Genomic DNA, 26,388 nt, shown 5'->3' with positions numbered 1-26,388 from the left:
GAAAGGCCCTGCCGGACGGCAAGTACAGGCCCACTACGGGCCTGGAGATCAGGAAATGGGTGGTTTTTGGCCCAGCGCGGCGTCGGCACTGGCAAACTGGTCTGGCGCCGGGCGCAGCAGGCTGCGTCCTTTGAAAACGGGGCTCTGGTCTGACGTTGCCAGCGACAGCGCCACCGTATGACAGGCCTGGCAGGCCGCGCAGGACTCACAGCCGGCGTCATTCGTCGGGGTGCTGCTGTCGGAGGTGTTCCCGGCACAGTCGTGCATGGCCATGGTTGCTTCGGGCGACGTCTCTTCGTGGCCTGAATGGCCTTCAGCCCCCATGTGGTGAGCGGAAGCTGCTATCGTTTTGGTAGCGGACTGTTCTGCGGAAGCAAGCTGCCTGTGTTGCACATGGGCCGCCGCCATTTGCGTCGCCATCGCATCGCCCACCCAGCCGCGCAAGGGCAGCAGGGCGATCATCAGGGCGAAGAGCAGGTGGCGCATGGGTGAATGATAGGCGATGCGTTTAAAAAGTTCCCGCGCAAACCCATCAAGCTTGCCATCGCAAGGCCGGCAGCGGAAACTGTCAAGATCACTCATGACAAGTAGATTCGTCCTTTGAAACTTCATTCCATGCTTTTGAAGCCTGGCGTTGCAGCCGCCCTGGCCTCGGCTTTCCTGTTCGGCGCGGGCACGCCGCTGGCCAAGTCGCTACTCGGCCAGGTCAACCCCTGGATACTCGCCGGGCTTTTGTACCTGGGCTCCGGTCTGGGGCTGGCGATTTATCGGCGCCTGCGCGGTGCTGCCCAGCCACGCCTGAACCGCGGCGAGGGTCGCTGGCTGGCCGCGGCCGTGCTGTGTGGCGGCGGGCTGGCGCCGGTGCTGCTGATGTACGGCCTGTCGGCGATGCCTTCCAGCCATGCGGCCCTGCTGCTCAATGCTGAGGCGGTATTGACCGCCGTGCTCGCATGGATGGTGTTCAGGGAAAACTTTGACCGCCGTATTGCGACGGGCATGGCCGCTATCGTGGCGGGTGCCGTGCTGTTGAGCTGGCCGCAGCAGGCTGCGGCCACGGCGGGGTCAACATTCAGCGCGCTGTGGCCCGCGCTCGCCGTGACCCTGGCGTGTTTTTTCTGGGCCCTGGACAACAACTTCACGCGCAAGGTGTCGTTGGTGGATGCGTCATGGATTGCCTGCGTGAAAGGGCTGGCAGCTGGCGTGACCAATCTGCTGCTGGCTTTTTTGGCAGGCGCGGCGTTGCCGGGTGCGGTACAAATCTCCGCCGCGATGGCGGTCGGCCTGCTGGCCTACGGCGTGAGTCTGGCGCTTTTTGTGGTGGCCTTGCGGCACCTTGGGGCATCAAGGGCCGGCGCGTACTTTTCGACAGCGCCTTTTGTGGGCGCATTGTTTTCCGTGGTGTTTCTTGCCGAGCCCGTCACCTGGCAACTGGTGGGCGCCGCCTTGCTGATGGCGGTCGGCATCTGGCTGCACCTGACCGAGCATCATGCGCACATGCATCGGCACGAAGCGCTGGAACACGAACACCTGCATGCGCATGACGCACATCACCCGCATGAGCATGCACAGGCGGTTCCAGGGATGCATTCACATCGCCACCGCCATGAGCCCCTGGCCCACAGCCATGCGCATTACCCTGACGCCCATCACCGCCATGGGCATTCCGGCGGTTGAAGAAGGCGGCCCCGCAGCCTGCCTTGCACCATCAGGTTTTCTGAAGTTGCAGCTGCGCCTTGTCGATCCATAGCTGCAGGCTGTCCAGCAATTCCTTCTGGCTGAATGAACAGCTTTCTTCGGTGAAGAGTGCGGCGGACTCCAGCCGGTTGAGCAACTGCGACAGCACATCATTGAAGCGGGCCGGCAGGGCAGCCGCAAGGCTTTGCTGCTGCGCGGCCAGTTGTGCAAAGGTGCCCACGCGAATGTCGTCACTGCGCAGTTGCTGCAGCGCAGCTTGCAGTGCTTCGAGTTGCTGTTGGGGTGTCATGGTCTGGGTGTGGAGTTTGAAGAGACGTTCAGGCGGCGGCGGACACCTGCACCCGGGCCGGCATGCGGTCGAACACCAGCGTCAGCATGGCCAGCAAACCAAAAGGCACGCCGACCCAGCCCAGCTGCGCAAAACCCACCTGATCGAGCACCGCACCGCTGACCACAGCGCCCAGCGCCGTGCCCACGTATAGCATGGAGCCATTGAGGCTGAGCAGCAGCGGTGCCTGTGCGGGCGACAAGGTGGCCAGCCGGCTTTGCTGCGGTGCCATCAGCCCGAAACCTGCAATGCCCCACAGAACCAGCACGGCCATGGTGGCCGGCACATGGCCGCGCGTCAGCGGCAGCAGGCACATCATCGCCACCAGCACAGCCAGCTGCACGCGCATGCTGCGCAGTGCGCCAAAGCGGTCGGTGGCCCAGCCGCCCATCAGCGTGCCGGCCACGCCCGCCAGGCCGAAGACGGCCAGCGTGGCGGAAAGCTGCGCTGAACTCATGGGGTTGAGTGCCTGCAGCACCGGGCCGACATAGGCAAAAACACTGAAGATGGCGATGAAGTACAGCAGCGTTCGGCCCCATACGCGCAGCACGGCGGGCTGGCGCGCTGCGGCGCGGAAACCCGCAAAGCTGGTGCCTGCGCTGGCCATGTCGGCCGGGATCAGCCAGCTCGCCGCGACCAGCGCCGCCAGGCTGGCCCCGGCCGACAGCCAGACCGGCACGCGCCAGCCAAACTCAAAGCCCAGCCAGGCGCCGACCGGCAGGCCCACGGCGTAGCTGATGCTCATGCCCAGGAAGGTGATGGACAGCGCCCGGCCGCGCAGGGCCGGCACCACCATGCTGACCGCCAGCGCCGATGCCGCTGCGGTGAACATGGCACCAGCTCCCATCAGCACACGGCCCAGCAGCAGCAGGGGAAAGTTGGGCGCGACGGCGCAAACCAGGCAACCGGCGGTAAACAGGCTGAGTGCCAGCTGGACGGCGCGCTTGCGTGGCCACCTGGCGGTAAGGATGATGAGCAGGGGCGCCAGCACCGCGGTGGCAATGGCGTATGCCGTCATGGCCTGGCCGGCGGCGGCCACACTGATGCCCAGCGAGGCACTCATGGGCTGCAGGATGCCGCCGAGCACAAAAGCCCCGCTGCCGATCACGAGGTTGCACAGGGCGAAGAAATAGAGAATGGGCGGCATGGCAGTCATGGGCAGCAGGAATCCGGTGGGCAGATCAGGGTGAAGGCATGGTTGGGGGCGGGCGAGCGGTTAGGCAACAAATCGGCCTTCGGACCAACCGGAATCAGCGCAAGCAGCTATCAAATTGAGAGCAACAAAAAGACGTCACCGCTATTGTGCGGGAACTCACCCAACCCTGCAGGAGCGGGGGAAAGGCGGTTTGGCGCGACCCCGTCAGGTTTGCGGGATCCAGGGGTCGCTGGCGGGCAGGGTTGATGTGCTTTGCAGCACTTCCAGGTCTACCGGCTGCGGCGTGTTGTCGCCCGCGCCCTGGATTTTCACGATGTCCTGCGGACAGGCGGAAAACGCGACAAAGCAGTCCATCTCGGCGCGCAGCGTGATTGAGTCGCCGGCCTTCGTCACGGTGGGCAGGGTTTTGAGTGTGATGCCGTCGGGCTGCACCCGGATGTTCATGAAGATGTTGAACGAAGCGAGAATGGCGCGCGGCGGCGTCAGGCCCAACTCGAACATGCCTTCAAACATGTTGTCGCAGCAGTTGCGGTGATAGCCCTTCACGCCCAGCAACTCATAACGGCGGCGGTCGCAGGCAGCCATGAAGGTGTCGTGCACGCCGGGCGTGCTGTCTTCCACCACGGTGAGGATGGGGTGACGCTGGTTCGTGACGAAGGAGTCGCCGACGACGGGATTCAGGCGCTGGTTCCACACGCGGGTGGTTTCCATGCACATGAATTCGTTCAGGTCGTAGGCATTGAACGCCCAGCAATCGACCACCTGCGTGCCGTGGGTGTTGATGACCTTCACGGCTTGCCCGGCCTGCAGGCGCAGCGCCTTGCCGTGGCCGGCGGGGACGTGCAGCGTGCCGGGCGTCGCGGAAGGTGTCATGGATTTCCCGGATTACTGGATCATCCCGAGGAACTGCTTCAGCTCGGCGGTTTGTGGATTCGAAAACACTTCGTCGGGCGGCCCAATCTCGTGCACGCGGCCCTGGTGCATGAAGACCACGCGGTCGCACACCTTGCGCGCGAAGTTCATTTCGTGGGTCACCATCAGCAGCGTCATGCCTTCGGCGGCCAGGCTCTCCACGACCTGCAGCACTTCGCCCACCAATTCCGGATCCAGTGCCGAGGTGATCTCGTCGCACAGCAGCACCGAAGGCTGCATGGCCAGTGCGCGCGCGATCGCCACGCGCTGCTGTTGCCCGCCCGAAAGCTGGTCGGGCCAGGCCTCGAATTTTTCGGCCAGGCCCACACGTTGCAGCAGCGCACGCGCATGTTCTTCGGCGGGAGCGCCAGCCGTCTTCTTGACCAGCGTGGGCGCCAGCATGATGTTTTTGCCGACCGTCAGGTGCGGGAAGAGGTTAAAGCTCTGGAAGATCATGCCGACATGCTGGCGCAGCTCGCGCATGACCTGCGGACTGTCGTGCAACAGGTGCTTGCCGTCCACGCGCAGCGTACCGCTCTGAAAGACTTCCAGCCCGTTGATGCAGCGCAGCAGCGTGCTTTTTCCCGAGCCGCTTTTGCCGATGATGGCAATCACCTCGCCGGCCTTGACCTCCAGATCAATGCCTTTTAAAACTTCGTTGGCGCCGAAGCTTTTGCGAAGTTGATTGATCTCGACAAGAGTCCTGTCGGACGAAGTTGTTGCGGCGGCTGCAGGGGGTGGTGCGACGTTAGCGTCCATTTCGGGCTTTCCTCTCAAGCTTGCGGGCATACAGGGACACGGGGAAACACAGCGCGAAGTACATCAGCGCGACGCAGCTGTACACCACAAAGGGTTTGAAGGTGGCGTTGGTGATCATGGTGCCGGCCTTGGTCAGTTCGATAAAACCAATCACCGAGGCCAGCGCCGTGCCCTTGATGACCTGCACCAGGAAACCCACGGTGGGCGGCACGGCAATGCGCACGGCTTGCGGCAGCACGATGTACTTGAGCTGCTCGCCGAAGTTGAGCGCCAGGCTTTGCGCGGCTTCCCACTGGCCTTTGGGGATGGCGTCGACGCAGCCGCGCCAGATTTCGGCCAGGTAGGCGCTGGTGTAAAGCGTCAGCGCCACCGCGGCGGCCACCCAGGCGGGCACATTGATGCCGAAGAGCGCCAGGCCGAAGTAAGCCAGGAAGAGTTGCATCAGCAGCGGCGTGCCCTGGAACAGCAGCACATAGCCGTCCAGCGCGCGCCGCGTAATGAGCGCGGCCTTTTGTGCGCCCGGCACCGCGCGGGTGGCGGACAGCCGGCCGACCAGCAACAGCATGCCGACGATGCCGCCGCCTATGAAGGCGACGAGTGAGAGTACAACGGTCCAGCGCGCTGCAAGCAGCAGGTTGCGGAAGATGTCCCAGACTGAGAATTCAATCACGGCGATTCCTTTTGAGCGCTGGATTCTTGACGCCAGCAGGGGCCGCGGAACCGGCTTTGCCGGGCCGCAGGCGCAGCGCCCCCTCGGGGGGCAGAGAGCTACACGAAGTGAGCGAACGTGGGGGCATAGTCAGCGACCAAAAAGGAACTTCGGACCCATCCAGTTGAGGAGCTTGCGCACCGCAACGGAGAGCACCAAATAGATCAGTGTGGCGATGATGAAGGCCTCAAACGCCCGGAAGTTGCGGCCCTGGATCAGGTTGGCGGCGTAAGAGAGTTCCTGCGTCGAGATTTGCCCGCACACTGCGGAGCCCAGCATCACGATGATGATCTGGCTCACCATGGCGGGCCAGACCTTCTTGAGTGCCGGCGGCAGCACCACACGGGTATAAATCTGCACCCGGTTGAGCGCCAGGCTTTCGGCCGCTTCAATCTGCCCGCGCGGTGTGGCTTCAACGCCCGCGCGAATGATCTCGGTGGCGTAGGCAGACAGGTTGATCACCATCGCCAGCACCGAGGCCGTCTCAGGCGACAGCCTGAAGCCCGCAGCCGGCAGGCCGAAGAAGATGAAGAACAGCTGAACGATGAAGGGCGTGTTGCGGATCAATTCCACATACGTACCCACCACCCAGCGCAGCCACGTGGGCCCGCTGGCACGCGCCCAGGCAAACGCCATCCCCATGAACATGCCGAGTACCGACGAGATCGCCGTCAGACCCAGCGTCCAGGCGACGCCAACAGCCAGCAGCGGCCATTGGGACAGAACTGCCATGAAATCAAGCTCGACACGCATCTGATTCACTTCCTGTTGAGAGGGGCTGCCTGCAGGCCAGCGGCCGCAGCGGAACCGGCTTTGCCGGGCCGCAAGCGGCGCCCCCTGCAGGGGGGAGGAGGCTACACGAAGTGAGCCTCAACGGGGGTCAGGGTAAATTGCCGGCAGGGCGACCCAGCCACTTCATCGCGATCTTGTCCAGGTCGCCATTTTTCTTGGCTTCGGCAATCACTTCATTGACCTTCAGGCGCAGCTTGTCTTCACCCTTGGCGACGCCGATGAAGTTGGGGCTGTCGGCGAGCAGCAATTTGTACTCGGTGTTCAGTTGCGGGTTCTTGGCCATCATGTTGCCGGCTACTGACGCGCCGGTGGCGATCAGTTGCACCTGGCCTGCGGTGTAGGCCGACACGGTGGTGTTGTTGTCTTCAAAGCGCTTGATGTCCGCGCCGGCGGGTGCAACCTTGCTCAGCTCCTGGTCTTCCAGGGCGGCGCGCGTGACACTGATGCTCTTGCCGGAAAGATCGGCAAACGACTTGACGCTGACGCTCTTGGGGCCGAACACCGCCTGGAAGAAGGGCGAGTAGGCCACCGTGAAGTCGATGACTTTTTCGCGGTCGGGGTTTTTGCCCAGTGTGGAGATGACCAGGTCGGCCTTTTTGGTTTGCAGATAAGCGATGCGGTTGGCGCTGGTGACGGGCACGAGCTCGATTTTCACACCGAGTTTTTGCGCGATGTAGCCGGCCATTTCCACGTCCAGGCCCTGGGGTTTCAGGTCAGTGCCAACCATGCCGTAGGGTGGGAAGTCGGTCGGGATGGCGATCTTGATCTCTTTGGCTTTCATGATGTCGTCCAGCGCAGTCTGTGCATGGACGCCGGTGGCGCCCAGCACGGCGGCTGCGGCAAGGGCAAGAGAAAAAACGCGTTTGCTGGGATTCATAGCAGGGCTCCAAGGTAAGTTGAGGAATCGTCAGTGGGTTTGGCCGAAGCACGGCCGGGCTTGCGAACACGGGAGGGCGGCGAGGACGCCGCCTTGTTGCTGGGGCTCTGCGCATCCAGTGGACTTAATGCACTGCGCAGATGCGACAGCGGGTCGCCGGCGCCGACCTGCAGCTTGAGCGCGGCCTGCACGCTGCCGATATGGGCTTGCATGAGCTTTTCAGCCTTGGCCAGGTCGCCCTTTTCAAGGGCCTGCACGATCTGCACATGCTCTTCGCAGGATTGCGCCGCGTCGTGCGACGACTGGTAGAGCATGGCAATGAGTGTGGTGCGCGCGGTGAAGTCGCGCAGGGTATCGGCCAACAGGCTGTTGCCCAGGCATTCGGCCAGGCACACATGAAAGTCGCCCAGCAAAAAACTGCGCAGGCCCACGTCGTCGCCCTTGACGGCGGCTTTCTCGCGGGTGAGGTGGCTTTTGAGCTGCTTGATGGCAGCCTTGCTGACGTCACCGGTACAGCGGATCAGGCCCATCTCGATCACGCGGCGCGCCTCGAAGGCTTCGCGCGCCTCTTCCTGCGAAGGCTCGATGACGTACCAGCCACGCCGGCTGCTGACGGTAACGATGCCGCGCACCGCCAGCCGGGTCAGGGCCTCACGCACGATGGTGCGGCTGCAGTCAAACAACATGGCCAGCTGCTGCTCGCCCAGGCGCGCGCCGGGCGCAAGCTTTTGCGCCATCACGGCTTCAATGATGCGGTTGGAAATGTCGGAGGCGGTGGCCATGCACCAGACAGTGCATATCCCGTGCCAGCCGACAAACTGGTTCAATCAACTGGTATACAAGCTATGTGCACCTATCTGGCGTGCCAAAAGGCCCGGTTTGCGGGTTTTTGGGGCTGCCCGCACCAGAACGGGGAGTGGCGCGGCCCGCGCAGATGCCCGCGGTTTGCCGCGCGGGGAGCTGGTTAGTCCAGCTTTGCACCGGAAGCCTTGACCGCCTGGGCCCAGCGCGGCATTTCAGTGGCCAGGAACTGGGCGAATTCGTCACTGCCCATGAAGGCAGGGTCGGCCCCTTGCGTGACCATGCGGTTACGGATGTCCGGGCTGGCCATGACTTGCCTGAAGGCATCGCTGAGTTTGGCGGTCACGTCCTTGGGCAGGCCGGCGGGTGCGAGGAAGCCGTAAAAGCCCACCACCTCAAACCCCGTGATGCCCGATTCAATGACGGTCGGGATGTCGGGCAGGGCGGGGTTGCGCTCCTTGCTGGTCACGGCCAGCGCACGAACCTTGCCCTGCTTGTGATAGTTGGCTGCCTGCGGAATCGATTCGCCCATGAACTGCACCTGGCCTGCCATCAGGTCGGTAAAAGCGGGGGCGCTGCCGCGGTAGGGGATGTGCACCATGAAGAGTCCGGTGGCATTCTTGAACATCTCGGGCACCAGATGGCTGATGCCGCCGTTGCCGGCCGATCCGTAGTTGACCTGGCCGGGCCTGGCCTTGGTGTAGGCGATGAATTCCTTGAGGTTGTTGACCGGCAGCTTGGGGTTGACCAGCAGCGCCAGCGGTTGCATGGCGGTGCGCGCGATCGGGGTGAAGTCTTTCAGCGTGTTGTAGGGCAACTTGCTATAGAGCGCGGGGTTGATCACCATCACGCCGGTGTTGGCCAACATCAGGGTGTAGCCGTCGGGCGCGGCCTTCATGACGTCTTGTGCGCCCACGGTGCCGCCGGCGCCGGATTTGTAGTCGATCACGATGGGTTGCCCCAGCACGGCCTGCAGGCGCTCGGTCAAGAGGCGCGCATGCTGGTCCAGCGGCCCGCCGGCCGGAAAACCGATCACCACGCGGATGGGCTTTTCGGGAAAAGCCGCGAACGCTGCGCCAGAGGCCAGCGCTGTGAAGGCCAGCGCGCAAGCCGACATCAGGGTTTTGCGTCGAAGGGCGAGAAATCGGGTCATGGTGTCTCCTGGATGTTTCTGCTTTTATTTCCGCGTGTAAACGGTGAGGCCGGAAGGACTTCCTTCGTGAAAGGGGGAAGCATGTGCTCTCGCACGGGGTGCAATCCATCATAGTGAGCGCGGGTCGCTCAAGTGACAGTGTTTTATCAGGAGCTTCCCGGATGTGGGCAGTGTGGACTCGGGGTAGGCTTGGGTCCCAAGTCAGTACTTGTCTGGAGCCTTTTTCTTGACCCTTGATTCCAACACCGGCCAGGCCGTCCCCGCAGCAACTCCGCACAACCTGCACCACCAGGTCTGGCCCAAGCGCCTGCCGCACAGCATCACGCCGCCGGCGACTTCGCTCTGGCACAACCTGGCGGTCAGCGCGTTGCGCTTTCCGGACAAGCCCGCGCTGGTTTTCTTCAACCGCGCGCTTAGTTATGCCGAAGTGATGCGTCAGGCGGAGCGCCTGGCAGCCACGCTTTACCGCATGGGCGTGCGCAAGGGCGACCGCGTGGTGCTCAACATGCAGAACTGCCCGCAGTGGGTGATCGCGCACTTTGCGATCCTGCGGGCCAACGCCGTGGTGGTGCCGGTCAACCCGATGAACCGGGCCGAAGAACTCAAGCACTACATCATCGATCCCGACGCCAGGATTGCCATCACCACAGCCGACCTGGCGCCCGAGCTGGCCAGGGCCAATGCACAGTTGGCACCCGCCGACCGGCTCATGCACCTGGTGGTCACGCATTACAGCGATGCTTTTGACATGGAGCAATCCGGCGGCGACGATGCAGCGATGCCCGACGCCTGGCGCGACTGGCTGGGCACGCGCCACTCGCTGCCCGCACTGGATGGCGGCACGGTGATGAGCTGGGCTGATGCGATGACGGCCGGAGAAACCACCGAGCTGCCCCCACACACCGCCACACCGCAGGACCTGGCCGTGCTGCCCTACACCAGCGGCACCACCGGCCTGCCCAAGGGTTGCATGCACACGCACGCCAGCATCATGCACAACGCGGTGGCCAGCTGTTTGTGGGGCGGCAGCACGTTTGAAAACGTCACGCTGTCTGTGGTGCCGATGTTTCACATCACAGGCATGGTGTCGGTCATGCACGCTTCCATTTACGGCAGTGCGACGCTGGTCATCATGCCGCGATGGGACCGCGAGCTGGCCGGGCGCCTGATCTCGCGATGGGGGGTGACGCACTGGACGAATATCCCCACCATGGTGATCGACCTGCTGGGCAGCCCTAACTTCGCCAGCTTCGACCTTCGCAGCCTGGTCTACATCGGCGGCGGCGGGGCGGCCATGCCGCAGGCGGTGGCCCAGCGCCTGTGGGAACAATACGGCCTGCGCTTTGCCGAAGGCTACGGCCTGACGGAAACCGCGGCGCCCTCGCACAGCAACCCCTATGACGCCACCAAACAGCAATGCCTGGGTGTTCCCTTCATGAGCTGCGACTCGCGCATCATTGATCCGGTCACGCTCAAGGAAGTGCCACAGGGCGAGCAGGGCGAAATCATCATGAGCGGGCCGCAGATATTCCAGGGTTACTGGAAGCGTCCGGACGCAACGGCCGAAGCTTTTATTGAGCTCGATGGCAAACGTTTCTTTCGCTCGGGCGATCTGGGGCGCATGGACGAGCAAGGCTACTTTTTCATCACCGACCGGCTCAAGCGCATGATCAATGCCTCGGGCTTCAAGGTGTGGCCGGCCGAGGTCGAGGCGCTGATGTTCAAGCACCCGGCCATCCAGGAGGCCTGCATCATCAGCACCAAGGATGCCTACCGCGGCGAGACGGTCAAGGCTGTGGTGGTGTTGCGCGCCGCGGCCAAAGGCCAGACGACGGAAGACGACATCATCAACTGGTGCAAGGAGAACATGGCGGCGTACAAGTACCCACGGGTTGTGCAGTTTGTCGATGCTTTGCCCAAGAGCGGCTCGGGCAAAGTGATGTGGCGCGCGTTGCAGGAAGCGGAGCAGGGCGCACGGTGAAGACTCTGGCACGATGAGGGTTCTGAGCCTTCTGAGTGCCACCCGGAGACAAAATTGAAAATCACATCGGTCAAGCCGTTTATCCTGCATGTGCCCGTTACGGGCTCGCAGATTGCCGACAGCACCCATACCATTTCGCACTGGGGCGTGGTCGGGGTGCAGATAGACACAGACAACGGGCTCACCGGGTACGGCTTCACCGGCACCCATGCCCATTTGCCGAGCGACCAGCTGATCACGCGCTGCATCGAGACCTGCCATGCGCCGCTTCTGATCGGTGAAGATGCGGCAGACATCCAGCGCTTGTGGCTCAAGCTGGCGCGAAACCCCGCGCTGCAATGGGTAGGGCGCGCCGGCATCACCACGCTGTCGCAGGCGGCCATCGACATCGCCCTCTGGGACCTGAAGGCCAAGGCTGCAGGTGTACCGCTGTGGAAGCTGCTGGGCGGCCAGGTGCGCGAGAAAGTACGCGCTTACAACACCGACATCGGCTGGCTCAGCATTCCCGACGAACAACTGGTGGCAGGGGCGAAGCGCGCAGTCGACGAAGGCTTCACCGGTATCAAGGTCAAGATTGGCGCCAGCGTCGACCGTGACCTGAAACGCCTGGAGGCGGTACGCCGCGCCATCGGCCCCGCCATCACGATGGCGACCGACGGCAACGGCAAATGGGACTTGCCCACCTGCCAGCGCTTTTGCCGCGCGGCAGAGGCGTTTGATCTGTACTGGATCGAAGAGCCGATTTGGTACGACGACGTGAAAGGCCATGCGCAACTGGCGCGCAGCACCAGCATTCCCGTCGCGCTGGGCGAGCAGCTCTACACGCACGATGCATTTGCCGAATTCTTCCACCAGGAAGCCATTCATTGGGTGCAGCCCGATGTGACGCGCATGGGCGGCATCACTGAAGTGCTGCGCGTCTGCGACACGGCGCATTCCTTCCGGTTGCCGGTGGCACCGCACGCGGGCGACATGAGCCAGGTGCATGTGCACCTGAATCACGCGCACCCGGCCTGCGCGGTGCTTGAATACATTCCCTGGATCAAGGACTGCTTCCTGGAGCCCGCGCAGGTGGTAGACGGCCACTTCAGCCTGCCGCAGCAGCCGGGTGCCAGCACCACGCCCACGGAAGCAGCCTGGGCCAGATACCGCCAGCCGGCATCCTGATGTCGTTCGGATGATTTTTAGTAAAAAGTGGCTGAGAGCCATAATGGACGGGCGCAAGCAGCTATAAAAATAGCAGCAAATCCCTGTGCGTCCGTGAAGGCTTTCCCGGTCAGGTATCGTGCTGCTCTGTCAACCCAATGAACACGCGGCGCTTGCTGCGCCTTTCCTGCATGGCCAAACCCGCTCCGCCTCTTCCTCCTTCGACCGACCTGGATGACAAGCCCCTCGATGGCTGGCGGCTGCGCCTGTACACCATCATCTTTGAGGCCGACACCCGTGCCGGGCGGCTTTTTGACAAGACCCTGATCGCCCTTATCCTGGTCAGCATCGCTGTGGTGATGGCCGACAGCGTGCAGGCGATCCATGCCTCGCACGGCCGGGCGTTCGCGATGATCGAATGGATTTTCACGCTACTGTTCACCGCCGAATACATCGCGCGCCTGGTGTGTGTGCGTAAGCCGCTGCAGTACGCGACAAGCTTTTTCGGCATCATCGATCTGGTCGCCGTGTTGCCAACTTACCTGGCGCTGTTTTTTCCGGAACTCCATGCGCTCATCGATGTGCGCGTGCTGCGGCTGCTGCGTGTGTTCCGCATCTTCAAGCTGGCTGCCTATGTGGCCGAATACCAGTCGCTGGGCCGTGCGCTGGCAGCAAGTGGCCGCAAAATTCTGGTGTTCCTGTCGGCCGTGGTGATGATGGTGCTGGTGATGGGCACCGTGATGTACGTGGTCGAAGGGCCTTCCAACGGCTTTACCAGCATCCCGACTTCTGTGTATTGGGCCATCAGCACCGTCACCACCGTGGGCTTTGGCGACATCACGCCCAAGACCGACCTGGGCCGGCTGATCTCGTCATTCATGATGTTGCTGGGCTGGGGCATTCTGGCTGTGCCCACCGGCATTGTCACGGCCGAAATGGCGGCGGAGCGGCGCCTGCAGCATCTGGCCCTGCCAACCACGCGCACCTGCCATGAATGCCTGACCGAAGGCCACTTGCCCGAGGCAGACTTTTGCTTTCATTGCGGTGCGAAGCTGCCGCTTTATCAGCATCAAGGCCAGCACCAGGATTCCAGGGACGCGAAGGATGCGTCCTCTCGGCGTCCTGGTGTTTAAGACTCTCCGGCCGTCAACCGGCGCGGTGTGATCTCTACCGACCCGAGCGCTGTACTCATCCACACCGTGCCGTCTTGCACCGTCACCTGCAGCTGCATGCTGCGCTCGGCCAGCTTGGCCAGCGCCTGGCTTTCAGCCGCGTCGATCTGCCAGACCACCAGGTTGGGGGCGCGGGTGAGCTTGGTTTCAATGTTCTTCCACCAGACCGGTGTGCTGCTGGCAAAGCTGTAGACACTCACGCGTTCGGCGCGGCCGGCGGCCTTCATCAGGCGCTTGTCGTCGGGCTGGCCTACGTCGATCCAGTGCAGGATCTGCTCGGTGTAGTCCTTGTGCCAGAGCGCCGCTTCGTCCACGTCCCACAGGTCCTTGGCAAATTCCAGGTTGCCCTTTTTGTCGTCGGCCGGCACGTTGAGCGCGAAGGCCAGCAGGCGGATCATCATGCGTTCGTCGGCCTCCGACGGGTGGCGCGCAATGGTCACACTGTGGTCGGCGTAGATGCTGCGGTCCATGTCGGACAGGGCTAGCTGGGCTTTGTAGATAGTGGCTTTGAGTGCCATAGGATTTACTTCTTTATCTCGGGTCTGGACGGGAACGAACCCTCTATTGGAACAGAGCGGGAACAAAGTCGTCCCGGGGTAACCCCGCCCGAGCGGGATTTAAGGGGTCTGGCTATAGTTTGCCGATGCCGGGCGCGATGTTGCATGCCATCTGGAACATAAAAACGCGTCTTTTGCGCCAGGCCTGCGTTGCAAATCCGCGCGATACCTTCGTATCGCTGTGGTTTGCGCCTTGTCCTGACCCAAAATCCATCGTTTTTATTTGTCCCAGCTAGCATGCAACATCGCACCAGCCTCTCCGTCCTAGACCAGTCCGTCGCCGTCACCGGCCGTACGGAAGACGCCTCCATCCGTGAAACCCTGCAGCTGGCCCGCCATTGCGAAGCGCTGGGCTACAAGCGCTTTTGGGTCAGCGAACACCACAGCCACCCCAGCATCGTCGGCTCGGCCCCCGAAGTCTTGATGGCGGCCATCGCGGCCACCACCAGCCGTATCCGTGTGGGCAGTGCCGGTGTCATGCTGCCGCACTATGCGGCACTCAAGGTGGCCGAGCAGTTTCGGGTGCTGGAAGCTATCGCCCCCGGCCGCATCGATCTGGGTGTGGGCCGCGCGCCGGGCTCGGACATGCGCACGGCGCGCCTGCTCAGCAGCGACCCGCGCCAGTCGGCCGAGAACTTTCCCATTCAGGTGCGCGAGCTGCAGGCCTGGCTGGCGGGCGTTGACCTGCCCGAAGGCCACCCGGGCCGTGGTGTGACGGCCAACCCCATGGGCCCGACCACGCCGGAGATGTGGATGCTGGGCAGCTCCGACTACGGCGCGCAGCTGGCCGCACACTACGGCTTGCCGTATGCGTTTGCTTACTTCATCACTGACGGGCAGGGTGTGGAGCAGGCGCTGGAGATTTACCGCTCGACCTACCGGCCCAGTCCGCGCCACCCCACGCCGCAGGCGGTGCTCTGCGTGTGGGCGCTGGCGGCTGACACCGAGGCCGAGGCCTGGCACCACTTCTCGGGCCGCGAGCGCTGGAAGATAGACCGTAACCGAGGTGCACTGGCGGCTCTGCCCTCGCCCGAAGAGGTGGCGCAGCGGCCATATACGCCGGTCGAGCAGATGGAGGCCGACAGGCTCAGGGCCAATGCGCTGGTCGGCAGCGGCCCGCAAGTAGCCGCTAAATTAAGGGCGCTGGCCCATACACTGGGGGTTGACGAGCTGGTCGTGATCACCTGGACGCATGACCCCGCCGCCCGCAGGCGCTCCTATGAACTGCTGGCGCGGGAGTTTTTCTGAGTTTGAAACCGGCCACCAAAAAAAAGCATTGAACAAATATTGAGACAAGGACCACCCCATGCAAACGCCTCCTGCCACTCCGCTCTTTAGCGCCGCCATCGCCGGCAGCCTGCCCAAACCCGGCTGGCTGTCGGAAACCCAAAAACTCTGGCCTCAGTGGAAAAGTGAAGGCGAAGAACTCAAGCAGGCCAAGGCCGACGCCACGCTGCTGTGGATCAAGGTGCAGGAAGACGCGGGCCTGGACGTGATTGGTGACGGCGAGCAGTCGCGCCAGCACTTTGTGCACGGTTTTCTGGAGCAGGTTGAAGGTATCGACTTCGAGCACAAGGTCAAGATGGGCATACGCGACAACCGCTATGACGCGATGGTGCCGCAGGTGGTGTCCCAGCTCAAGCTCAAGGGCCGGGTGCATGCTGCTGAAGCACGGCTGCTGCGCGCACACACCACCAAAAAAATCAAATTCACCTTGCCGGGCCCGATGACGATTGTCGACACCGTGGCCGACCAGTTCTACGGCGACAAGGTCAAGATGGCGATGGCGTTTGCCGAACTGCTGAACCAGGAAGCGTTGGCGCTGCAGGCCGACGGAGTGGACATCATTCAGTTCGACGAACCCGCCTTCAATGTCTACATGAAGGAAGCCGCCGACTGGGGCGTGAGGGCGCTGGAGCGCGCGGCGCAGGATCTGACCTGCACGACCGCCGTGCACATTTGCTACGGCTACGGCATCAAGGCCAACACCGACTGGAAGGAAACCCTGGGCGAGGAATGGCGGCAGTACGAAACCGTGTTTCCGGCGCTCGCCAAAAGCACCATCCGCCAGGTCAGCCTGGAGTGCTACCACTCCCACGTGCCGCCGCACCTGATGGCGCTGCTTGAGGGCAAGGACGTGATGGTCGGCGTGATCGACGTCGCCAGCGAGGAGATTGAAACACCCGAGCAGGTGGCCGACACCATCGGCCAGGCGCTCAAATATGTGCCCAGGAACCGATTGATTCCCTGCACCAATTGCGGCCTGGCGCCCATGGACCGCGAAGTGGCGCTGAAGAAGTTGCAGGCGCTGGGCGCAGGTGCGGCGCTGGCGCGGGAACGCTACAAGTAAGGTTGCTCAGCGGACGCGGCATCGCTGCGCAGTGCGGGAGGCCGTTGTGCTGGACTGAATGCACGGCGCTGGTGTACGCTGACAGCATGAGCAATGACCCCACGCTTCCGCATCATCCTCACGACCACGATCATTCCCACGGTCCCGGACACAAGCATCCCCATGCGCATGGAGAAGCCGACCCGCCGTGGAAGCACGACGGCGTGCGCGTGATCGCCGGCAATCAGCTGGACAGCAACACGGCACAGACACCGGGCATGGACAGGCGGGCCGCCATCAACTTTGCCCGCGTGGGCGCACAAAAGCTGTGGGCCGGCACAGTGACCATCCACGCTGACGCCAAGACCGGCGCGCATCACCACGGCCACCTGGAGAGCGTGATCTATGTCATTCGGGGTAGAGCCCGCATGCGCTGGGGCGACCACCTGGAGTTCACCGCCGAGGCCGGTCCGGGCGACTTCATCTATGTGCCGCCTTACGTGCCGCACCAGGAAATCAACGCCAGCCCGACCGACGTGCTGGAGTGCGTGCTGTGCCGCAGTGACGGCGAAGCGGTTGCTATCAACCTCGATATCGATCCGGTGGAGAAGCCGGACACAGTGCTGTGGGTGGACCCGACCCATCCCCATGGGGGCGTCTAAAAAGACGTGTAAAGCCTGGGTGAAGGCTGTATGAGGGCAGTGTGAACGCGTGCTGAAGTGCGGAAAAGCGCACACTTTCACCTGAACGCGGAAAGCTTTCCTTACGAATGTCACTTCGTCCTACAGGATGTATCCGTCGGTGTTGTTACAACCGGGGCTCACACACAGGAGTTCCATCATGGACACCAACAACCAAGTTAACCAACCCGCCGTTCAACCTCAGCCTGCCCACCAGCCGGGCTTCTCGCAGCGCCTGCAGCACAGCAAGGCGCTTGTCGCCATCGTTGCCGTGCTCGGCGTGACCGTGATGGCGCTGGCCGCCGCGCTGGTCGTCAACCGGTCCGACGCGCAGCCGGGTGGATCGGCCGCCGTCAATGAACCCGCGCAGACTTCCAAGCTGGCGGCGGATACGTCCAAACACACGCAGCCCGCCAAGCCGCACACCAGCCCGGTCGTGGTCGCGCAAGCCGCGCCGCGCGCCAATGTCTGCGCAACCTGCGGCACCGTCGAAGCTGTGACCCCCGTCCAACGCCAGGGCAAGGTGAATGGCGTGGATGTGGGCAACACCACCATCGGACTTGGCACAGTGGCCGGCGGCGTTGTCGGCGGCCTTGTCGGTAACCAGATGGGTGGCGGCAATGGCAAAACCGCCATGACCGTGCTGGGTGTTGCAGGCGGCGCATTTGCCGGCAACCAGATCGAAAAGAACATGAAGAAGGTCACCGTGTACGAAGTGCGCGTGCGCATGGACGATGGCACCGTGCGCAACATGGAGCTTTCCAGCGCCGTGGCAGTGGGTTCGAAGGTGATTGTTGAAGGCAAGAATTTGCGGCTTGCTTGATGGGCCCCCACGCTTTTCACTTCGTGTAATGCGCTGCCCCCCGAGGGGGCCGCCCGCTGGCAGTCCGGCAAAGCCGGCCCTGTGGCTCATGCTGGCCTTAAGAAGGGGTCTCAACAAAAAGCGCTGGTGTTTGTCACCGGCGCTTTTTTTTGGCCGTCATTCTTGTCGGGCGGCTTCATAAATCCCCGGGTCGGCCAAGACCTGTGCGGAGGGTTAGCATGGAGCCCTGCATCTTCCGAATTCCCGATCAATCGATCGATTTCCACATCCCGCCTCAACATCAGCTTGAGCAGAAAGAAAGACCCATGAAAGCCATCTGGAACGGCGCAGTGATTGCGCAAAGCGACGACACCGTGGTGGTGGAAGGCAACCACTATTTCCCCGAAAGCGCGCTCAACCGCGACTACGTGACCTTCAGCAACCACCACACCATGTGCTCATGGAAAGGGCAGGCCAGTTACTACTCGTTGCTGGTCAACGGTGAAATGAATACCGATGCCGCCTGGTATTACCCCGATCCCAAGCCCGAAGCCGACAACATCAAGGGCCATATTGCGTTCTGGAAAGGCGTGAAGATCGAGCCCTGACGCGCCAGCCTGAGGTGGCGGCTGCCGGAGGGGCCGATGAATGCCCGAAGAGGGCGGGTTTACCCTGAATCTTCAGCGTTTTCCTGGAAAATTTGCCATGTAATATGCATGCTTATTAAAAATGACCCTTCCGGGCCGTTGCCAATAAGGAGACTTCATGACGCTTTCCGCGCCCGATCCAGCGCTGGTCGAAAAACTCGTGATGGCCAACCGCATCCTGTACGACCAGGGGGTGGTAGATGGCTTTGGCCATGTGAGCGTGCGCCACGACAAGTCACCTGAACATTTTCTGCTGTCCTGTAACCGTGCGCCCGGGCTGGTCAAAAAAGCTGACATCCTGACTTACGACCTCAATGGCGACCTGGTGGGTGAGTCCACGCTGCGGTCCTACCTTGAACGTTTCATTCACGGCGAAATCTTTCGCGCGCGGCCCGACGTGATGGCGGTGGTGCACAGCCATTCCCCCAGCGTGATTCCTTTCGGCGTGACCGGCCAGCGCCTGCGCCCCATATTCCACATGAGCGGTTTTTTGGGCAGCGGCTCGTCGCTGTATGAAATCCGCGAGTCCAACGGCAACACCGACCTGCTGATCCGCGACATGGGGCTGGGCAAAGACCTCGCCAGGGCACTGGGCCAGCACACCTGCGTGCTGATGCGTGGCCACGGTTCGACCGTAGTGGCGCCTTCGCTGGAGCGCGCGGTTTACCGGGCGGTCTATGCCGAAGAAAATGCCAAGCTGCAGCTAACCGCATCGGCCCTGGGCCCGATCGAATTCCTGACGTCCGAAGAAGCGGACCTGGCCATGGCGACGAATGAGGGCCAAGTCATGCGGCCGTGGGAATTGTGGAGCCGCCGTATCGGCGCTATTGAATAAACAGCCCGGACAAACGAAAGAGGCGAATCATGAAATTTCCAAAGCTCCTGGCCCTGGTCACCTTGATGTCACTGACCTGCATGACAGCAACGCAGGCGCTGGCGCAAGCCTATCCATCACGCCCCGTGCGCATCATTGTTCCTTATGGCACCGGCGGCGGCTCCGACATCCTGGCGCGCCAGATCGGCGCACGCCTGCAGACCCTGTGGGGGCAGGGCATTGCGGTAGACAACCGTGCGGGTGCCTCCGGCAATATCGGCACGGAAGCCGTGGTCAAGGCGCCGGCAGACGGCTACACGCTGCTGCTGCAAAACAGCACCATGGTGGTCAACCCGGCCGTGAACGGCAAGCTCAACTACGACCCCGAGAAAGACCTGACGCCCATCATGCTGCTGGGCCTCACACCGATCGCGCTGGTGTCGCACCAGAGCACCAACATCAAGACGATTCAGGAACTGGTCGCCTATTCCAAAGCCAATCCGGCGGCGCTGAGCTACGGCTCTTGCGGCGTCGGCACACCGCAGCATTTCGTGATGGAACTGGTCAAGCAAAAGTCTGGTGTCAGTGCTACCAATGTTGGCTACAAGGGCTGTGCCCCTGCGCTGACCGACGTGGTGGGCGGGCAGGTGCAACTGGCCATCCTCAGCGCCAACCTTGCTGCGCCGCACATCAAGACCGGCAAGCTCAACGGCATTGGCGTGTCAACCGCCACGCGCTATGACCTGATGCCCCAGGTGCCGACCTTTGAAGAGCAGGGCCTGAAGCCTCTGGACTTTTCCATCTGGTATGCGCTGATGGGCCCGGCCAAAATGCCGCCCGAGGTGGTTGCCAAAATTTACGCGGACGTTCAAAAAGTACTGGCCGAAGCCGCTGTGAGGGAAAACCTTTCAGGGGCAGGCGTGGAGCCCCTGAGCGGCGACGGCGCCGCGCTTGCCAGGCTGATCAAGGTGGACCTGGCGCGTTATGCGCAACTGGCCAAATCGGCCAATATCAAACCTGAATGAATGCCGCGGGGCAGTGACGTCCGTGCAGCGCAGTGCTGCGGTTTCGGCGCCTTGTCTGACGGCGGCCTGTCGCCCAATACCCTATAACTGATGCATGGCGGGCCGTAGCGGCCCTGCGCTGGCCGGCATTGACCCGCGAAGGGCGCCGGCCGCAGAATCCATTCCTGGCTCAAGGAGATTCCATCATGTACAAGCACATTCTGGTTCCTGTAGACGGCTCTTCCACCGCGCGCAAGGCGATCGGCAATGCATTGGCAGTGGCCCAGGCTTTCAAGAGCGAGGTGACCGTCGTTTACGTCATAGACCCTTATGCTTTTACCGGGGTGGGCGCCGACTTTGCCTATGGGCAGGCCGAATACCTGAGCGCTGCCACGGCCGAAGCCAATGAGGCCATCACTGCAGCCAAACAGGCCTTCCAGGAGGCGGGTATCACCGCTACCGGCTCGGTGGTGGAAGGCCATGCCATCTATCGCGGCATCCTCGACACCGCCGAAGCAGTCGATGCCGACCTGATCGTCATGGGTTCCCACGGCCGCCGCGGGCTTGAAAAACTGGTGCTGGGCAGTGTCACCGCCCAGGTGCTTTCCCACGCGCACCTGCCTGTGCTGGTGGTGCGCGACTGAACAGCTGTTCGTTTCCCGACGGCGTGACGCTACACAAAAGGAGTTTTTATGGACCTTCTGAATCACGACATTGCACATGAATTTCCGGAATACCTGCAGAAGATGCGCAGCCTCAAGGTGTCTGACCCACACTTTGCCGAGCTCTTTGCGCGCTACGACGAGGATAACCACGCGATTGCAAAGTATGAGCAGGGCGTGGGTGTCATCACGGACGAGGCGCTGGAAGACCTGAAAAAGCGGCGGCTCAAGGTCAAGGACGAGATTTACCAGATCCTCAAGAAAAGCTGATCACGTCATGGGAATTCCTGATTTTGAGGAAAACTGCCTTGAAACCCAATAGGGACGTGCGCAAGCAGCTATCAAAAGGGAAGCAAAGACAGGGTTGATATCGTTCCTGCCCTGCAGGGCGGCTTGAAAGTCCGGTGATTTAGATAACGTTTTTAGGCTGTTTCATCAAACTGCCATGTGCCGCGGGTACGCTGGGGTGTTGACCGATTTCCGGTTGTGCAGGAGAGAACCTTGAGTTCAAGCGACGAAGAATTGATGCGGCGGATCCGCAATGACCTGATCGACAGCTACGACGAAGAGCTGGAGATGGAGATTGAAGACCGCACCGTGGCCGAGCTTATCGGGGAAGAGCAACCTGCCCGCAGCCTCAGGGACGCGGCACAGGAAAAAGAAGACCGCCGCCAGTACTTCCGTGAGCTGTTCCGCCTGCAGGCCGAACTCGTGAAGCTGCAGGACTGGGTGGTCAGCACCGGCCACAAGGTGGTGATTTTGTTTGAAGGACGCGATGCCGCCGGCAAGGGCGGCGTGATCAAACGCATCACCCAGCGGCTTAATCCGCGCGTCTGCCGTGTGGCGGCATTGCCGGCCCCGAACGACCGCGAGCGTACGCAGTGGTACTTCCAGCGTTATGTGTCCCATTTGCCGGCAGCCGGAGAGATCGTGCTGTTTGACCGCAGCTGGTACAACCGCGCCGGCGTGGAACGCGTCATGGGCTTTTGCACTGACGACCAGTGCGAGGAATTTTTCCGTACTGTGCCGGAGTTTGAAAAGATGCTGGTGCGTTCAGGCATACAGCTCATCAAGTACTGGTTCTCCATCTCCGACGAAGAGCAGCACCTGCGTTTTCTCGGTCGCATCCACGACCCGCTCAAGCAATGGAAGCTCAGCCCCATGGACCTGGAGTCACGCCGCCGCTGGGAGGAGTACACCAAGGCCAAGGAAATCATGCTGGACCGCACCCACATCCCCGAGGCCCCATGGTGGGTGGTGCAGGCGGACGACAAGAAAAAAGCCCGCCTGAACTGCATCCACCACCTGCTGCAGCAGATGCCCTACCAGGAAACCCCGCACCCGCCCATCGTGCTGCCCGAACGGGTGCGCCATGAGGACTATGTGCGTACTCCGGTCCCACAAAACATTGTGGTACCGGAAATCTACTAACACCCCGCCCAGGCTCACTGCGTGTAGCCTGTCCCCCCTCAAGGGGCGGCGCCTGGGGCCGGCGAAGCCGAAAGACTGGCACACCCCTATCGAGCTCACTCCGTGTAGCCCTTTTCCCCTTGCAGGGGACGGCGCCTGCGGCCCGGCGAAGCCGGTTCCGCGGCACCCACTGATGAAGTATCTCAACGGTTACGCCCATGGAACTCTTCAACCCAGCATGAGCCGCGGGACTGGCTTTGCCAGACCGCAGGCGGGCGGCCCCCTCGGGGGGCAGGGAGCTACACGAAGTGAGCGACCGTGGGGGCCTAGTTAATTAGTCTCTGACGTCGGCAACCGGGTTGGTGCCGAAGTCTGGCCGTGCCAGGAAAGCCAGGATGCGCTCTGCCGCATCTTCGGGTGATGTCAACACGCCACCCGTTTTCAAACCTACAAACGACTCACGATCCGGAAAGGCCTTGGGGTCGGCTGTGCGCAGCTGCTCCTGCATGCCGGTGTCGATCACGCCCGGCGCGAGTGAGCAGACTTTGGCGCCATGGGGCTTCAGGGCTTCTTCCAGTGCCAGGCAGCGGGTGAAATGGTCCATGCCGGCTTTGGCGGCACAGTAGGCCGCTTGCGAAGCCATGGCGCGGCGCCCCAGGCCTGACGAAATATTGAGCACCTTGCGCGGCGCCTGCCAGCTGTCGGTGGCGCGCAGGAACGCGGCGGTGATTTGCATCGGTGCTTCCAGCCCCACACGCAGCGCCCTTGCCAGGTCGGCTTCGCCAATCTGGTCCAGCGAGCCGATCTGCGGGATCACGCCCGCGTTGTTGATCAGCGTGACGCTGGTCCAGGGTTTCTTGGCATGTGAATCCTTGAGCCAGCTTTCCAGCTTCTCATTCAGTGAGCCGCTGTCCGCCAGGTCATGCGTCCATTGCAGCACCGTAGCGCCGACGTGCTGCGCATGTTCTTCCAGCTCGGGCACCGCCGTGCGCGAAATGCCAAGCACCGTGTGGCCGGCGGTGAGCAGCTGGCGTGCCATGGAAAAGCCCATGCCGCGCGAGGCGCCTGTGATGAGGGTGAGGTGAGTGGTTTGTGTCATGGCTGCATGGTAGCGCCGGTACCATGGAACTGCTCGCGGTCTAAAAGTCGGGCTTGCTTTCAAATGCCATCGCCTGCCCACTGGCCGGGTGCATGAACTGCAGCGCTGCGGCGTGCAGCAACAGCCGGGGCGCGGCCGCCTGTACCGTTTCAGAGGCGTACAGCGCGTCGCCCAAAATCGGATGGCCCAGCGCTTTTAGATGCACGCGCAATTGATGCGACCGGCCGGTGACAGGTTCGAGTTCTACGCGCGTGGTGTTAGCCGCCGTGTCATGCGCCAGCACGCGCCAGCGGGTCTGGCTGGGTTTGCCGCGTTCACCGTCGATGATGCGCAGCGGCCGGCGTGGCCAGTCCACGATGATGGGCAGGTCGATCAGGCCCCAGCTGTCTGGGGCATTCGGCTCACTCGGTGCGGGCAAGCGGCCGCTAACCACCGCCACGTAACGCTTGCCAACCTCACGCGTTTCAAACGATCGGCTCAGCGCCCGCTGCATGGCCGCGCCGCGCGCCATCAGCATCAGGCCGGAGGTGGCCTGGTCCAGCCGGTGCACGATCAGGGCGTCTGGAAAGGCGGTCTGCACGCGGGCGCTCAGGCAGTCCTGCTTGTCTTCGCCGCGTCCCGGCACTGAGAGCAGTCCTGAAGGCTTGTCCAGCACCAGCAGGAACTCATCGGCGTGTAGCAGCCTCACACCTGGAATGTCGATGACATTACCTGCGGGGTAATTGTTCTGCGGCGACTCGGCCTTCATGATTCAGTCAACGAAAAGTTTTTAACCAAGGAGAAGACATCATGACTGACGCAGGTGCCATTGCCATTGCATGTGGATTGATCATCGGCCTGGGCGCCATTGGCGCCTGCCTGGGCATAGGGGCGATGGGCGGGCGATTTCTGGAAGGTGCCGTGCGCCAGCCCGAAATGATGGAGCCGCTGCAGGTCAAGATGTTTCTGCTGGCCGGCCTGATCGATGCCAACTTCCTGATCGGTGTGGGCATCGCCATGATGCTCCTGTTCGCCAATCCCCTCTAGGGCTGGTGCTTGGCTTTAGGCGGCGGGAAGTTGTGAACCGGCGGGCTGCTGCGCTTGACTTCCCGCAGCATGAATAGGTAAAGGCTTTCAACCTTCTCGCGCGCCCAGGGCGTCTTGCGCAAAAATTTCAGGCTGGACGCCACGCTGGGATCGCTGGTGAAGCAGCGGATGTTGATGCGCTGGCCGAGCTCTTCCCAGCCGTAGTGATCAGACAGCGCAGTGACGATCGTTTCCAGTTTGACGCCGTGCAGCGGATTGCCCGGCTGTGCGGTAGCAGCAGCCGGGACTTCTTCCCGCAAATTTTCAGGCGAATCGCCAGAGCCGGCCATCAAGGCTTTATTTGTTCTTCAGCTTGCCGCGCAGTGGTACCTGCGTCACGATGGTCGGGCGCACCGCGTCGGGAGACACCGTCTTGGGTGGTGAGGTGTCCTTCTTCGGCTTCTTGACCATCTTGTTGTTGTTTTGCTGTCCTTTTGCCATGGTTTTCTCCGTTGGGTTGAGTGAAGTTGATAAAAATTGCGAGGGTGATGCCCCGATTATCAATGCAACTTGATGCGCGGGCGATAGGTCCGGTCCAGCATTTCAGACAGGGTGATCAGCGCGGTTTTCTTGAAGCCGCCCAGCGCCAGCTGGTGCTGCTTGTGCAGGCCCCAGTACATGAACTTGGCCAGCTGGCCTTCAATAAAGAAGCTGCCCTTGGTGAGGCTGCCCATCAGGCTGCCGACGGAGGAGTATTCCGACAGTGACACCAGCGAACCCTGGTCTTTGAAGACGAAGGGCGCCACCGGCTTGCCGGCGATCAGGTCGGAGAGCGAGCGCGTCAGGTACATGGCCTGCTGGTAGGCGGCCTGGGCTCGCGGTGGTACCCAGGTGCCGTCGGGTTGCTGGCATGCCGCGCAGTCGCCAAAGGCATAGATGTTTGTGTCGCCCGCGCTTTGCAGGTTTCCGTTCACCACCAGCTGGTTGAGCCTGTTGGTTTCCAGCGGGTTGCCATCGCCCAGGGTCCGTAGAAAGTCGGAGGCTTTTACGCCGGCGGCCCACACCGTGATGCTCGATGAAATGACCTTGCCGCTGGCCATCTTCAGGCTGTCGGCCGTGACTTCCACCACCTTTTCATTGGTGTGCACTTCGATGGCCAGCTTGCGCAGCTCGCGCATGGCCGATTCGCTCAGTCGCTCGGGCAACTGGGCCAGCAGGCGCGGCGCGGCTTCGACGAGCACGATCTGCAGGTCTTTTTCGGGGTGGATGTGATCAAAGCCGTAGTTGGCCAGCACCCGTGCTGCGGCATGCAGCTCGGCGGCCAGCTCCACCCCGGTGGCGCCGCCGCCCACGATCGCCACCGTCAGACGGCCGCTACCCGCCACGCGCGGCACGGTTTGCGCGCGAATGCAGGCGTTGATCAGGCGGTCGTTAAAGCGCTTGGCAGCTTGCGGGCTGTCCAGCTTGATGGTGTGTTCGGCCGCACCGGGTGTGCCGAAGTCGTTGGTCTGGCTGCCCACGGCAATCACCAGTGTGTCGTAGGCCAGTTGCTGGGCCGGTGTGATCTCGCGGCCGGCTTCGTCATGGCTGGCGGCCAGCTGCAGGGTTTTGTTCTGGCGGTCCACGCCGGTCAGGCTCCCCAGGCGGAACTTGAAATGGTTCCAGCGGGCCTGTGCGAGGTATTCAATTTCTTCGGCGTGGGTGTCAAAACTGCCTGCGGCCAGCTGGTGCAGCAGCGGTTTCCAGACATGGGTGCGGGCGGCGTCGACCAGGGTGACCTCGGCCAGGCCCTTTTTGCCCAGGCGTTTGCCCAGTTGCGTGGCCAGCGCCAGCCCTCCGGCGCCTCCGCCCACTATGACGATGCGGTGCATAACTTCTTCCTCCTGGTGCCAGGGTGG

At 62.4% G+C, this 26,388-nt stretch carries 31 protein-coding genes; 15 read left to right on the top strand and 16 right to left on the bottom strand.

What is annotated here, in order from left to right; genetic code table 11:
* Nucleotides 1–48 precede the first annotated feature (48 nt).
* Nucleotides 49–582 carry a hypothetical protein gene (locus tag AC1DU8_RS14700; protein ID WP_457279234.1) on the bottom strand — a complete coding sequence of 178 codons (534 nt, stop codon included), beginning with the start codon at nt 580–582 and terminating at the stop codon, nt 49–51.
* 33 nt (nt 583–615) lie between these two features.
* Between AC1DU8_RS14700 and AC1DU8_RS14695 the strand changes: the two genes are divergently transcribed.
* Nucleotides 616–1,674, top strand: coding sequence for a DMT family transporter (locus tag AC1DU8_RS14695; RefSeq protein WP_477666308.1), 1,059 nt, complete (start codon nt 616–618; stop codon nt 1,672–1,674).
* 31 nt (nt 1,675–1,705) lie between these two features.
* Here AC1DU8_RS14695 and AC1DU8_RS14690 read toward each other — a convergent pair whose 3' ends face one another.
* From AC1DU8_RS14690 to AC1DU8_RS14650, 9 genes are all read right to left on the bottom strand, one after another.
* Nucleotides 1,706–1,984, bottom strand: a complete 279-nt coding sequence (locus AC1DU8_RS14690; protein ID WP_457279232.1) for a hypothetical protein — start codon at nt 1,982–1,984, stop codon at nt 1,706–1,708.
* A 28-nt stretch (nt 1,985–2,012) separates the two neighbouring features.
* Nucleotides 2,013–3,170, bottom strand: a complete 1,158-nt coding sequence (locus AC1DU8_RS14685; RefSeq protein WP_457279789.1) for an MFS transporter — start codon at nt 3,168–3,170, stop codon at nt 2,013–2,015.
* A gap of 213 nt (nt 3,171–3,383) precedes the next feature.
* Complete coding sequence (locus tag AC1DU8_RS14680; protein ID WP_457279231.1) at nt 3,384–4,052, bottom strand: DUF1989 domain-containing protein; 669 nt, start codon at nt 4,050–4,052, stop codon at nt 3,384–3,386.
* A 12-nt stretch (nt 4,053–4,064) separates the two neighbouring features.
* The gene (locus AC1DU8_RS14675) at nt 4,065–4,850 is read right to left on the bottom strand and encodes an amino acid ABC transporter ATP-binding protein (RefSeq protein WP_457279230.1); all 786 of its coding nucleotides are present in this window, start codon (nt 4,848–4,850) and stop codon (nt 4,065–4,067) included.
* Nucleotides 4,840–5,520, bottom strand: coding sequence for an amino acid ABC transporter permease (locus tag AC1DU8_RS14670; RefSeq protein ID WP_457279229.1), 681 nt, complete (start codon nt 5,518–5,520; stop codon nt 4,840–4,842). Before AC1DU8_RS14670 ends, AC1DU8_RS14675 begins: the two co-directional genes overlap by 11 nt.
* Before the next feature lie 129 nt (nt 5,521–5,649).
* A complete protein-coding gene (locus AC1DU8_RS14665; protein ID WP_477702258.1) occupies nt 5,650–6,312 on the bottom strand; it encodes an amino acid ABC transporter permease in 663 nt (220 codons plus the stop codon).
* Nucleotides 6,313–6,439: 127 nt separating this feature from the next.
* The gene (locus tag AC1DU8_RS14660; RefSeq protein ID WP_457279227.1) at nt 6,440–7,228 is read right to left on the bottom strand and encodes a transporter substrate-binding domain-containing protein; all 789 of its coding nucleotides are present in this window, start codon (nt 7,226–7,228) and stop codon (nt 6,440–6,442) included.
* Complete coding sequence (locus AC1DU8_RS14655) at nt 7,225–8,010, bottom strand: GntR family transcriptional regulator (protein WP_457279226.1); 786 nt, start codon at nt 8,008–8,010, stop codon at nt 7,225–7,227. Before AC1DU8_RS14655 ends, AC1DU8_RS14660 begins: the two co-directional genes overlap by 4 nt.
* A gap of 182 nt (nt 8,011–8,192) precedes the next feature.
* A complete protein-coding gene (locus AC1DU8_RS14650; protein WP_457279788.1) occupies nt 8,193–9,146 on the bottom strand; it encodes a Bug family tripartite tricarboxylate transporter substrate binding protein in 954 nt (317 codons plus the stop codon).
* 262 nt (nt 9,147–9,408) lie between these two features.
* Here AC1DU8_RS14650 and AC1DU8_RS14645 point away from each other — a divergent pair, with 262 nt between their 5' ends.
* The 3 genes from AC1DU8_RS14645 (at nt 9,409) to AC1DU8_RS14635 (ending at nt 13,442) form a co-directional block, all read left to right on the top strand.
* Entirely contained in the window at nt 9,409–11,163 is a 1,755-nt protein-coding gene (locus tag AC1DU8_RS14645) for a long-chain fatty acid--CoA ligase (RefSeq protein WP_477726920.1), read from the top strand.
* Between the two features lie 54 nt (nt 11,164–11,217).
* Nucleotides 11,218–12,330, top strand: coding sequence for a mandelate racemase/muconate lactonizing enzyme family protein (locus AC1DU8_RS14640; RefSeq protein WP_477726919.1), 1,113 nt, complete (start codon nt 11,218–11,220; stop codon nt 12,328–12,330).
* 170 nt (nt 12,331–12,500) lie between these two features.
* Nucleotides 12,501–13,442 (top strand): ion transporter, encoded by a 942-nt coding sequence (locus AC1DU8_RS14635; RefSeq protein ID WP_477727058.1) that lies wholly within the window; start codon nt 12,501–12,503, stop codon nt 13,440–13,442.
* Here AC1DU8_RS14635 and AC1DU8_RS14630 read toward each other — a convergent pair.
* Nucleotides 13,439–13,999 carry a YaeQ family protein gene (locus AC1DU8_RS14630; protein ID WP_477666313.1) on the bottom strand — a complete coding sequence of 187 codons (561 nt, stop codon included), beginning with the start codon at nt 13,997–13,999 and terminating at the stop codon, nt 13,439–13,441. The genes AC1DU8_RS14635 and AC1DU8_RS14630 overlap by 4 nt on opposite strands.
* 276 nt (nt 14,000–14,275) lie before the next feature.
* On the opposite strand from AC1DU8_RS14630, the gene AC1DU8_RS14625 reads away from it, so the two are divergent.
* The 10 genes from AC1DU8_RS14625 (at nt 14,276) to ppk2 (ending at nt 22,407) form a co-directional block, all read left to right on the top strand.
* Nucleotides 14,276–15,286 (top strand): LLM class flavin-dependent oxidoreductase, encoded by a 1,011-nt coding sequence (locus AC1DU8_RS14625; RefSeq protein ID WP_457279221.1) that lies wholly within the window; start codon nt 14,276–14,278, stop codon nt 15,284–15,286.
* 58 nt (nt 15,287–15,344) lie between these two features.
* Nucleotides 15,345–16,388: a methionine synthase gene (locus tag AC1DU8_RS14620; protein WP_457279220.1), complete on the top strand. Its 1,044-nt coding sequence runs from the start codon at nt 15,345–15,347 to the stop codon at nt 16,386–16,388.
* Between the two features lie 86 nt (nt 16,389–16,474).
* Nucleotides 16,475–17,029 (top strand): cupin domain-containing protein, encoded by a 555-nt coding sequence (locus AC1DU8_RS14615; RefSeq protein ID WP_477726918.1) that lies wholly within the window; start codon nt 16,475–16,477, stop codon nt 17,027–17,029.
* A gap of 178 nt (nt 17,030–17,207) precedes the next feature.
* The gene (locus AC1DU8_RS14610; protein WP_477726917.1) at nt 17,208–17,870 is read left to right on the top strand and encodes a glycine zipper 2TM domain-containing protein; all 663 of its coding nucleotides are present in this window, start codon (nt 17,208–17,210) and stop codon (nt 17,868–17,870) included.
* Nucleotides 17,871–18,175: 305 nt separating this feature from the next.
* A complete protein-coding gene (locus AC1DU8_RS14605; RefSeq protein WP_348047097.1) occupies nt 18,176–18,457 on the top strand; it encodes a DUF427 domain-containing protein in 282 nt (93 codons plus the stop codon).
* A gap of 157 nt (nt 18,458–18,614) precedes the next feature.
* Nucleotides 18,615–19,331, top strand: coding sequence for a class II aldolase/adducin family protein (locus tag AC1DU8_RS14600; protein ID WP_457279217.1), 717 nt, complete (start codon nt 18,615–18,617; stop codon nt 19,329–19,331).
* Nucleotides 19,332–19,360: 29 nt separating this feature from the next.
* A complete protein-coding gene (locus AC1DU8_RS14595) occupies nt 19,361–20,335 on the top strand; it encodes a Bug family tripartite tricarboxylate transporter substrate binding protein (protein WP_477726916.1) in 975 nt (324 codons plus the stop codon).
* 185 nt (nt 20,336–20,520) lie between these two features.
* Nucleotides 20,521–20,958 (top strand): universal stress protein, encoded by a 438-nt coding sequence (locus AC1DU8_RS14590; protein ID WP_457279215.1) that lies wholly within the window; start codon nt 20,521–20,523, stop codon nt 20,956–20,958.
* Between the two features lie 48 nt (nt 20,959–21,006).
* A complete protein-coding gene (locus AC1DU8_RS14585; protein ID WP_457279214.1) occupies nt 21,007–21,246 on the top strand; it encodes an HP1242/YdcH family protein in 240 nt (79 codons plus the stop codon).
* 255 nt (nt 21,247–21,501) lie between these two features.
* Nucleotides 21,502–22,407: a polyphosphate kinase 2 gene (gene ppk2, locus AC1DU8_RS14580; protein WP_477727057.1), complete on the top strand. Its 906-nt coding sequence runs from the start codon at nt 21,502–21,504 to the stop codon at nt 22,405–22,407.
* A 313-nt stretch (nt 22,408–22,720) separates the two neighbouring features.
* On the opposite strand, the gene AC1DU8_RS14575 is transcribed toward ppk2, so the two are convergent.
* The gene (locus tag AC1DU8_RS14575; RefSeq protein ID WP_477726915.1) at nt 22,721–23,485 is read right to left on the bottom strand and encodes an SDR family NAD(P)-dependent oxidoreductase; all 765 of its coding nucleotides are present in this window, start codon (nt 23,483–23,485) and stop codon (nt 22,721–22,723) included.
* 40 nt (nt 23,486–23,525) lie between these two features.
* Nucleotides 23,526–24,233 carry a pseudouridine synthase gene (locus AC1DU8_RS14570; RefSeq protein WP_457279212.1) on the bottom strand — a complete coding sequence of 236 codons (708 nt, stop codon included), beginning with the start codon at nt 24,231–24,233 and terminating at the stop codon, nt 23,526–23,528.
* A 41-nt stretch (nt 24,234–24,274) separates the two neighbouring features.
* Between AC1DU8_RS14570 and atpE the strand changes: the two genes are divergently transcribed.
* Nucleotides 24,275–24,511, top strand: a complete 237-nt coding sequence (gene atpE, locus AC1DU8_RS14565; RefSeq protein WP_007868318.1) for a F0F1 ATP synthase subunit C — start codon at nt 24,275–24,277, stop codon at nt 24,509–24,511.
* Here the strand turns inward: atpE and AC1DU8_RS14560 are convergent.
* The 3 genes from AC1DU8_RS14560 to AC1DU8_RS14550 are packed head-to-tail and all read right to left on the bottom strand — an operon-like array spanning nt 24,508 to nt 26,361.
* Complete coding sequence (locus tag AC1DU8_RS14560) at nt 24,508–24,840, bottom strand: VF530 family protein (protein ID WP_457279211.1); 333 nt, start codon at nt 24,838–24,840, stop codon at nt 24,508–24,510. The genes atpE and AC1DU8_RS14560 overlap by 4 nt on opposite strands.
* A 7-nt stretch (nt 24,841–24,847) precedes the next feature.
* Nucleotides 24,848–24,991, bottom strand: a complete 144-nt coding sequence (locus AC1DU8_RS14555; RefSeq protein ID WP_164483755.1) for a hypothetical protein — start codon at nt 24,989–24,991, stop codon at nt 24,848–24,850.
* A 59-nt stretch (nt 24,992–25,050) separates the two neighbouring features.
* Nucleotides 25,051–26,361 carry an NAD(P)/FAD-dependent oxidoreductase gene (locus AC1DU8_RS14550; protein WP_457279210.1) on the bottom strand — a complete coding sequence of 437 codons (1,311 nt, stop codon included), beginning with the start codon at nt 26,359–26,361 and terminating at the stop codon, nt 25,051–25,053.
* Nucleotides 26,362–26,388: the final 27 nt, after the last annotated feature.

It is taken from the genome of Polaromonas sp. P3_A5, assembly GCF_056403055.1.
This window is presented reverse-complemented; position numbering and strand designations above follow the sequence as displayed.

Excerpts from the sequence above, each read along its gene's own strand:
- AC1DU8_RS14700 (WP_457279234.1), bottom strand. The coding sequence starts at position 582 with ATGAGTGATCTTGACAGTTTCCGCTGCCGGCCTTGCGATGGCAAGCTT.
- AC1DU8_RS14695 (WP_477666308.1), top strand. The coding sequence starts at position 616 with ATGCTTTTGAAGCCTGGCGTTGCAGCCGCCCTGGCCTCGGCTTTCCTG.
- AC1DU8_RS14690 (WP_457279232.1), bottom strand. The coding sequence starts at position 1,984 with ATGACACCCCAACAGCAACTCGAAGCACTGCAAGCTGCGCTGCAGCAA.
- AC1DU8_RS14685 (WP_457279789.1), bottom strand. The coding sequence starts at position 3,170 with ATGCCGCCCATTCTCTATTTCTTCGCCCTGTGCAACCTCGTGATCGGC.
- AC1DU8_RS14680 (WP_457279231.1), bottom strand. The coding sequence starts at position 4,052 with ATGACACCTTCCGCGACGCCCGGCACGCTGCACGTCCCCGCCGGCCAC.
- AC1DU8_RS14675 (WP_457279230.1), bottom strand. The coding sequence starts at position 4,850 with ATGGACGCTAACGTCGCACCACCCCCTGCAGCCGCCGCAACAACTTCG.
- AC1DU8_RS14665 (WP_477702258.1), bottom strand. The coding sequence starts at position 6,312 with ATGCGTGTCGAGCTTGATTTCATGGCAGTTCTGTCCCAATGGCCGCTG.
- AC1DU8_RS14660 (WP_457279227.1), bottom strand. The coding sequence starts at position 7,228 with ATGAATCCCAGCAAACGCGTTTTTTCTCTTGCCCTTGCCGCAGCCGCC.
- AC1DU8_RS14655 (WP_457279226.1), bottom strand. The coding sequence starts at position 8,010 with ATGGCCACCGCCTCCGACATTTCCAACCGCATCATTGAAGCCGTGATG.
- AC1DU8_RS14650 (WP_457279788.1), bottom strand. The coding sequence starts at position 9,146 with ATGTCGGCTTGCGCGCTGGCCTTCACAGCGCTGGCCTCTGGCGCAGCG.
- AC1DU8_RS14635 (WP_477727058.1), top strand. The coding sequence starts at position 12,501 with ATGGCCAAACCCGCTCCGCCTCTTCCTCCTTCGACCGACCTGGATGAC.
- AC1DU8_RS14630 (WP_477666313.1), bottom strand. The coding sequence starts at position 13,999 with ATGGCACTCAAAGCCACTATCTACAAAGCCCAGCTAGCCCTGTCCGAC.
- AC1DU8_RS14625 (WP_457279221.1), top strand. The coding sequence starts at position 14,276 with ATGCAACATCGCACCAGCCTCTCCGTCCTAGACCAGTCCGTCGCCGTC.
- AC1DU8_RS14620 (WP_457279220.1), top strand. The coding sequence starts at position 15,345 with ATGCAAACGCCTCCTGCCACTCCGCTCTTTAGCGCCGCCATCGCCGGC.
- AC1DU8_RS14615 (WP_477726918.1), top strand. The coding sequence starts at position 16,475 with ATGAGCAATGACCCCACGCTTCCGCATCATCCTCACGACCACGATCAT.
- AC1DU8_RS14610 (WP_477726917.1), top strand. The coding sequence starts at position 17,208 with ATGGACACCAACAACCAAGTTAACCAACCCGCCGTTCAACCTCAGCCT.
- AC1DU8_RS14605 (WP_348047097.1), top strand. The coding sequence starts at position 18,176 with ATGAAAGCCATCTGGAACGGCGCAGTGATTGCGCAAAGCGACGACACC.
- AC1DU8_RS14600 (WP_457279217.1), top strand. The coding sequence starts at position 18,615 with ATGACGCTTTCCGCGCCCGATCCAGCGCTGGTCGAAAAACTCGTGATG.
- AC1DU8_RS14595 (WP_477726916.1), top strand. The coding sequence starts at position 19,361 with ATGAAATTTCCAAAGCTCCTGGCCCTGGTCACCTTGATGTCACTGACC.
- AC1DU8_RS14590 (WP_457279215.1), top strand. The coding sequence starts at position 20,521 with ATGTACAAGCACATTCTGGTTCCTGTAGACGGCTCTTCCACCGCGCGC.
- AC1DU8_RS14585 (WP_457279214.1), top strand. The coding sequence starts at position 21,007 with ATGGACCTTCTGAATCACGACATTGCACATGAATTTCCGGAATACCTG.
- ppk2 (WP_477727057.1), top strand. The coding sequence starts at position 21,502 with ATGCGGCGGATCCGCAATGACCTGATCGACAGCTACGACGAAGAGCTG.
- AC1DU8_RS14575 (WP_477726915.1), bottom strand. The coding sequence starts at position 23,485 with ATGACACAAACCACTCACCTCACCCTCATCACAGGCGCCTCGCGCGGC.
- AC1DU8_RS14570 (WP_457279212.1), bottom strand. The coding sequence starts at position 24,233 with ATGAAGGCCGAGTCGCCGCAGAACAATTACCCCGCAGGTAATGTCATC.
- atpE (WP_007868318.1), top strand. The coding sequence starts at position 24,275 with ATGACTGACGCAGGTGCCATTGCCATTGCATGTGGATTGATCATCGGC.
- AC1DU8_RS14560 (WP_457279211.1), bottom strand. The coding sequence starts at position 24,840 with ATGGCCGGCTCTGGCGATTCGCCTGAAAATTTGCGGGAAGAAGTCCCG.
- AC1DU8_RS14555 (WP_164483755.1), bottom strand. The coding sequence starts at position 24,991 with ATGGCAAAAGGACAGCAAAACAACAACAAGATGGTCAAGAAGCCGAAG.
- AC1DU8_RS14550 (WP_457279210.1), bottom strand. The coding sequence starts at position 26,361 with ATGCACCGCATCGTCATAGTGGGCGGAGGCGCCGGAGGGCTGGCGCTG.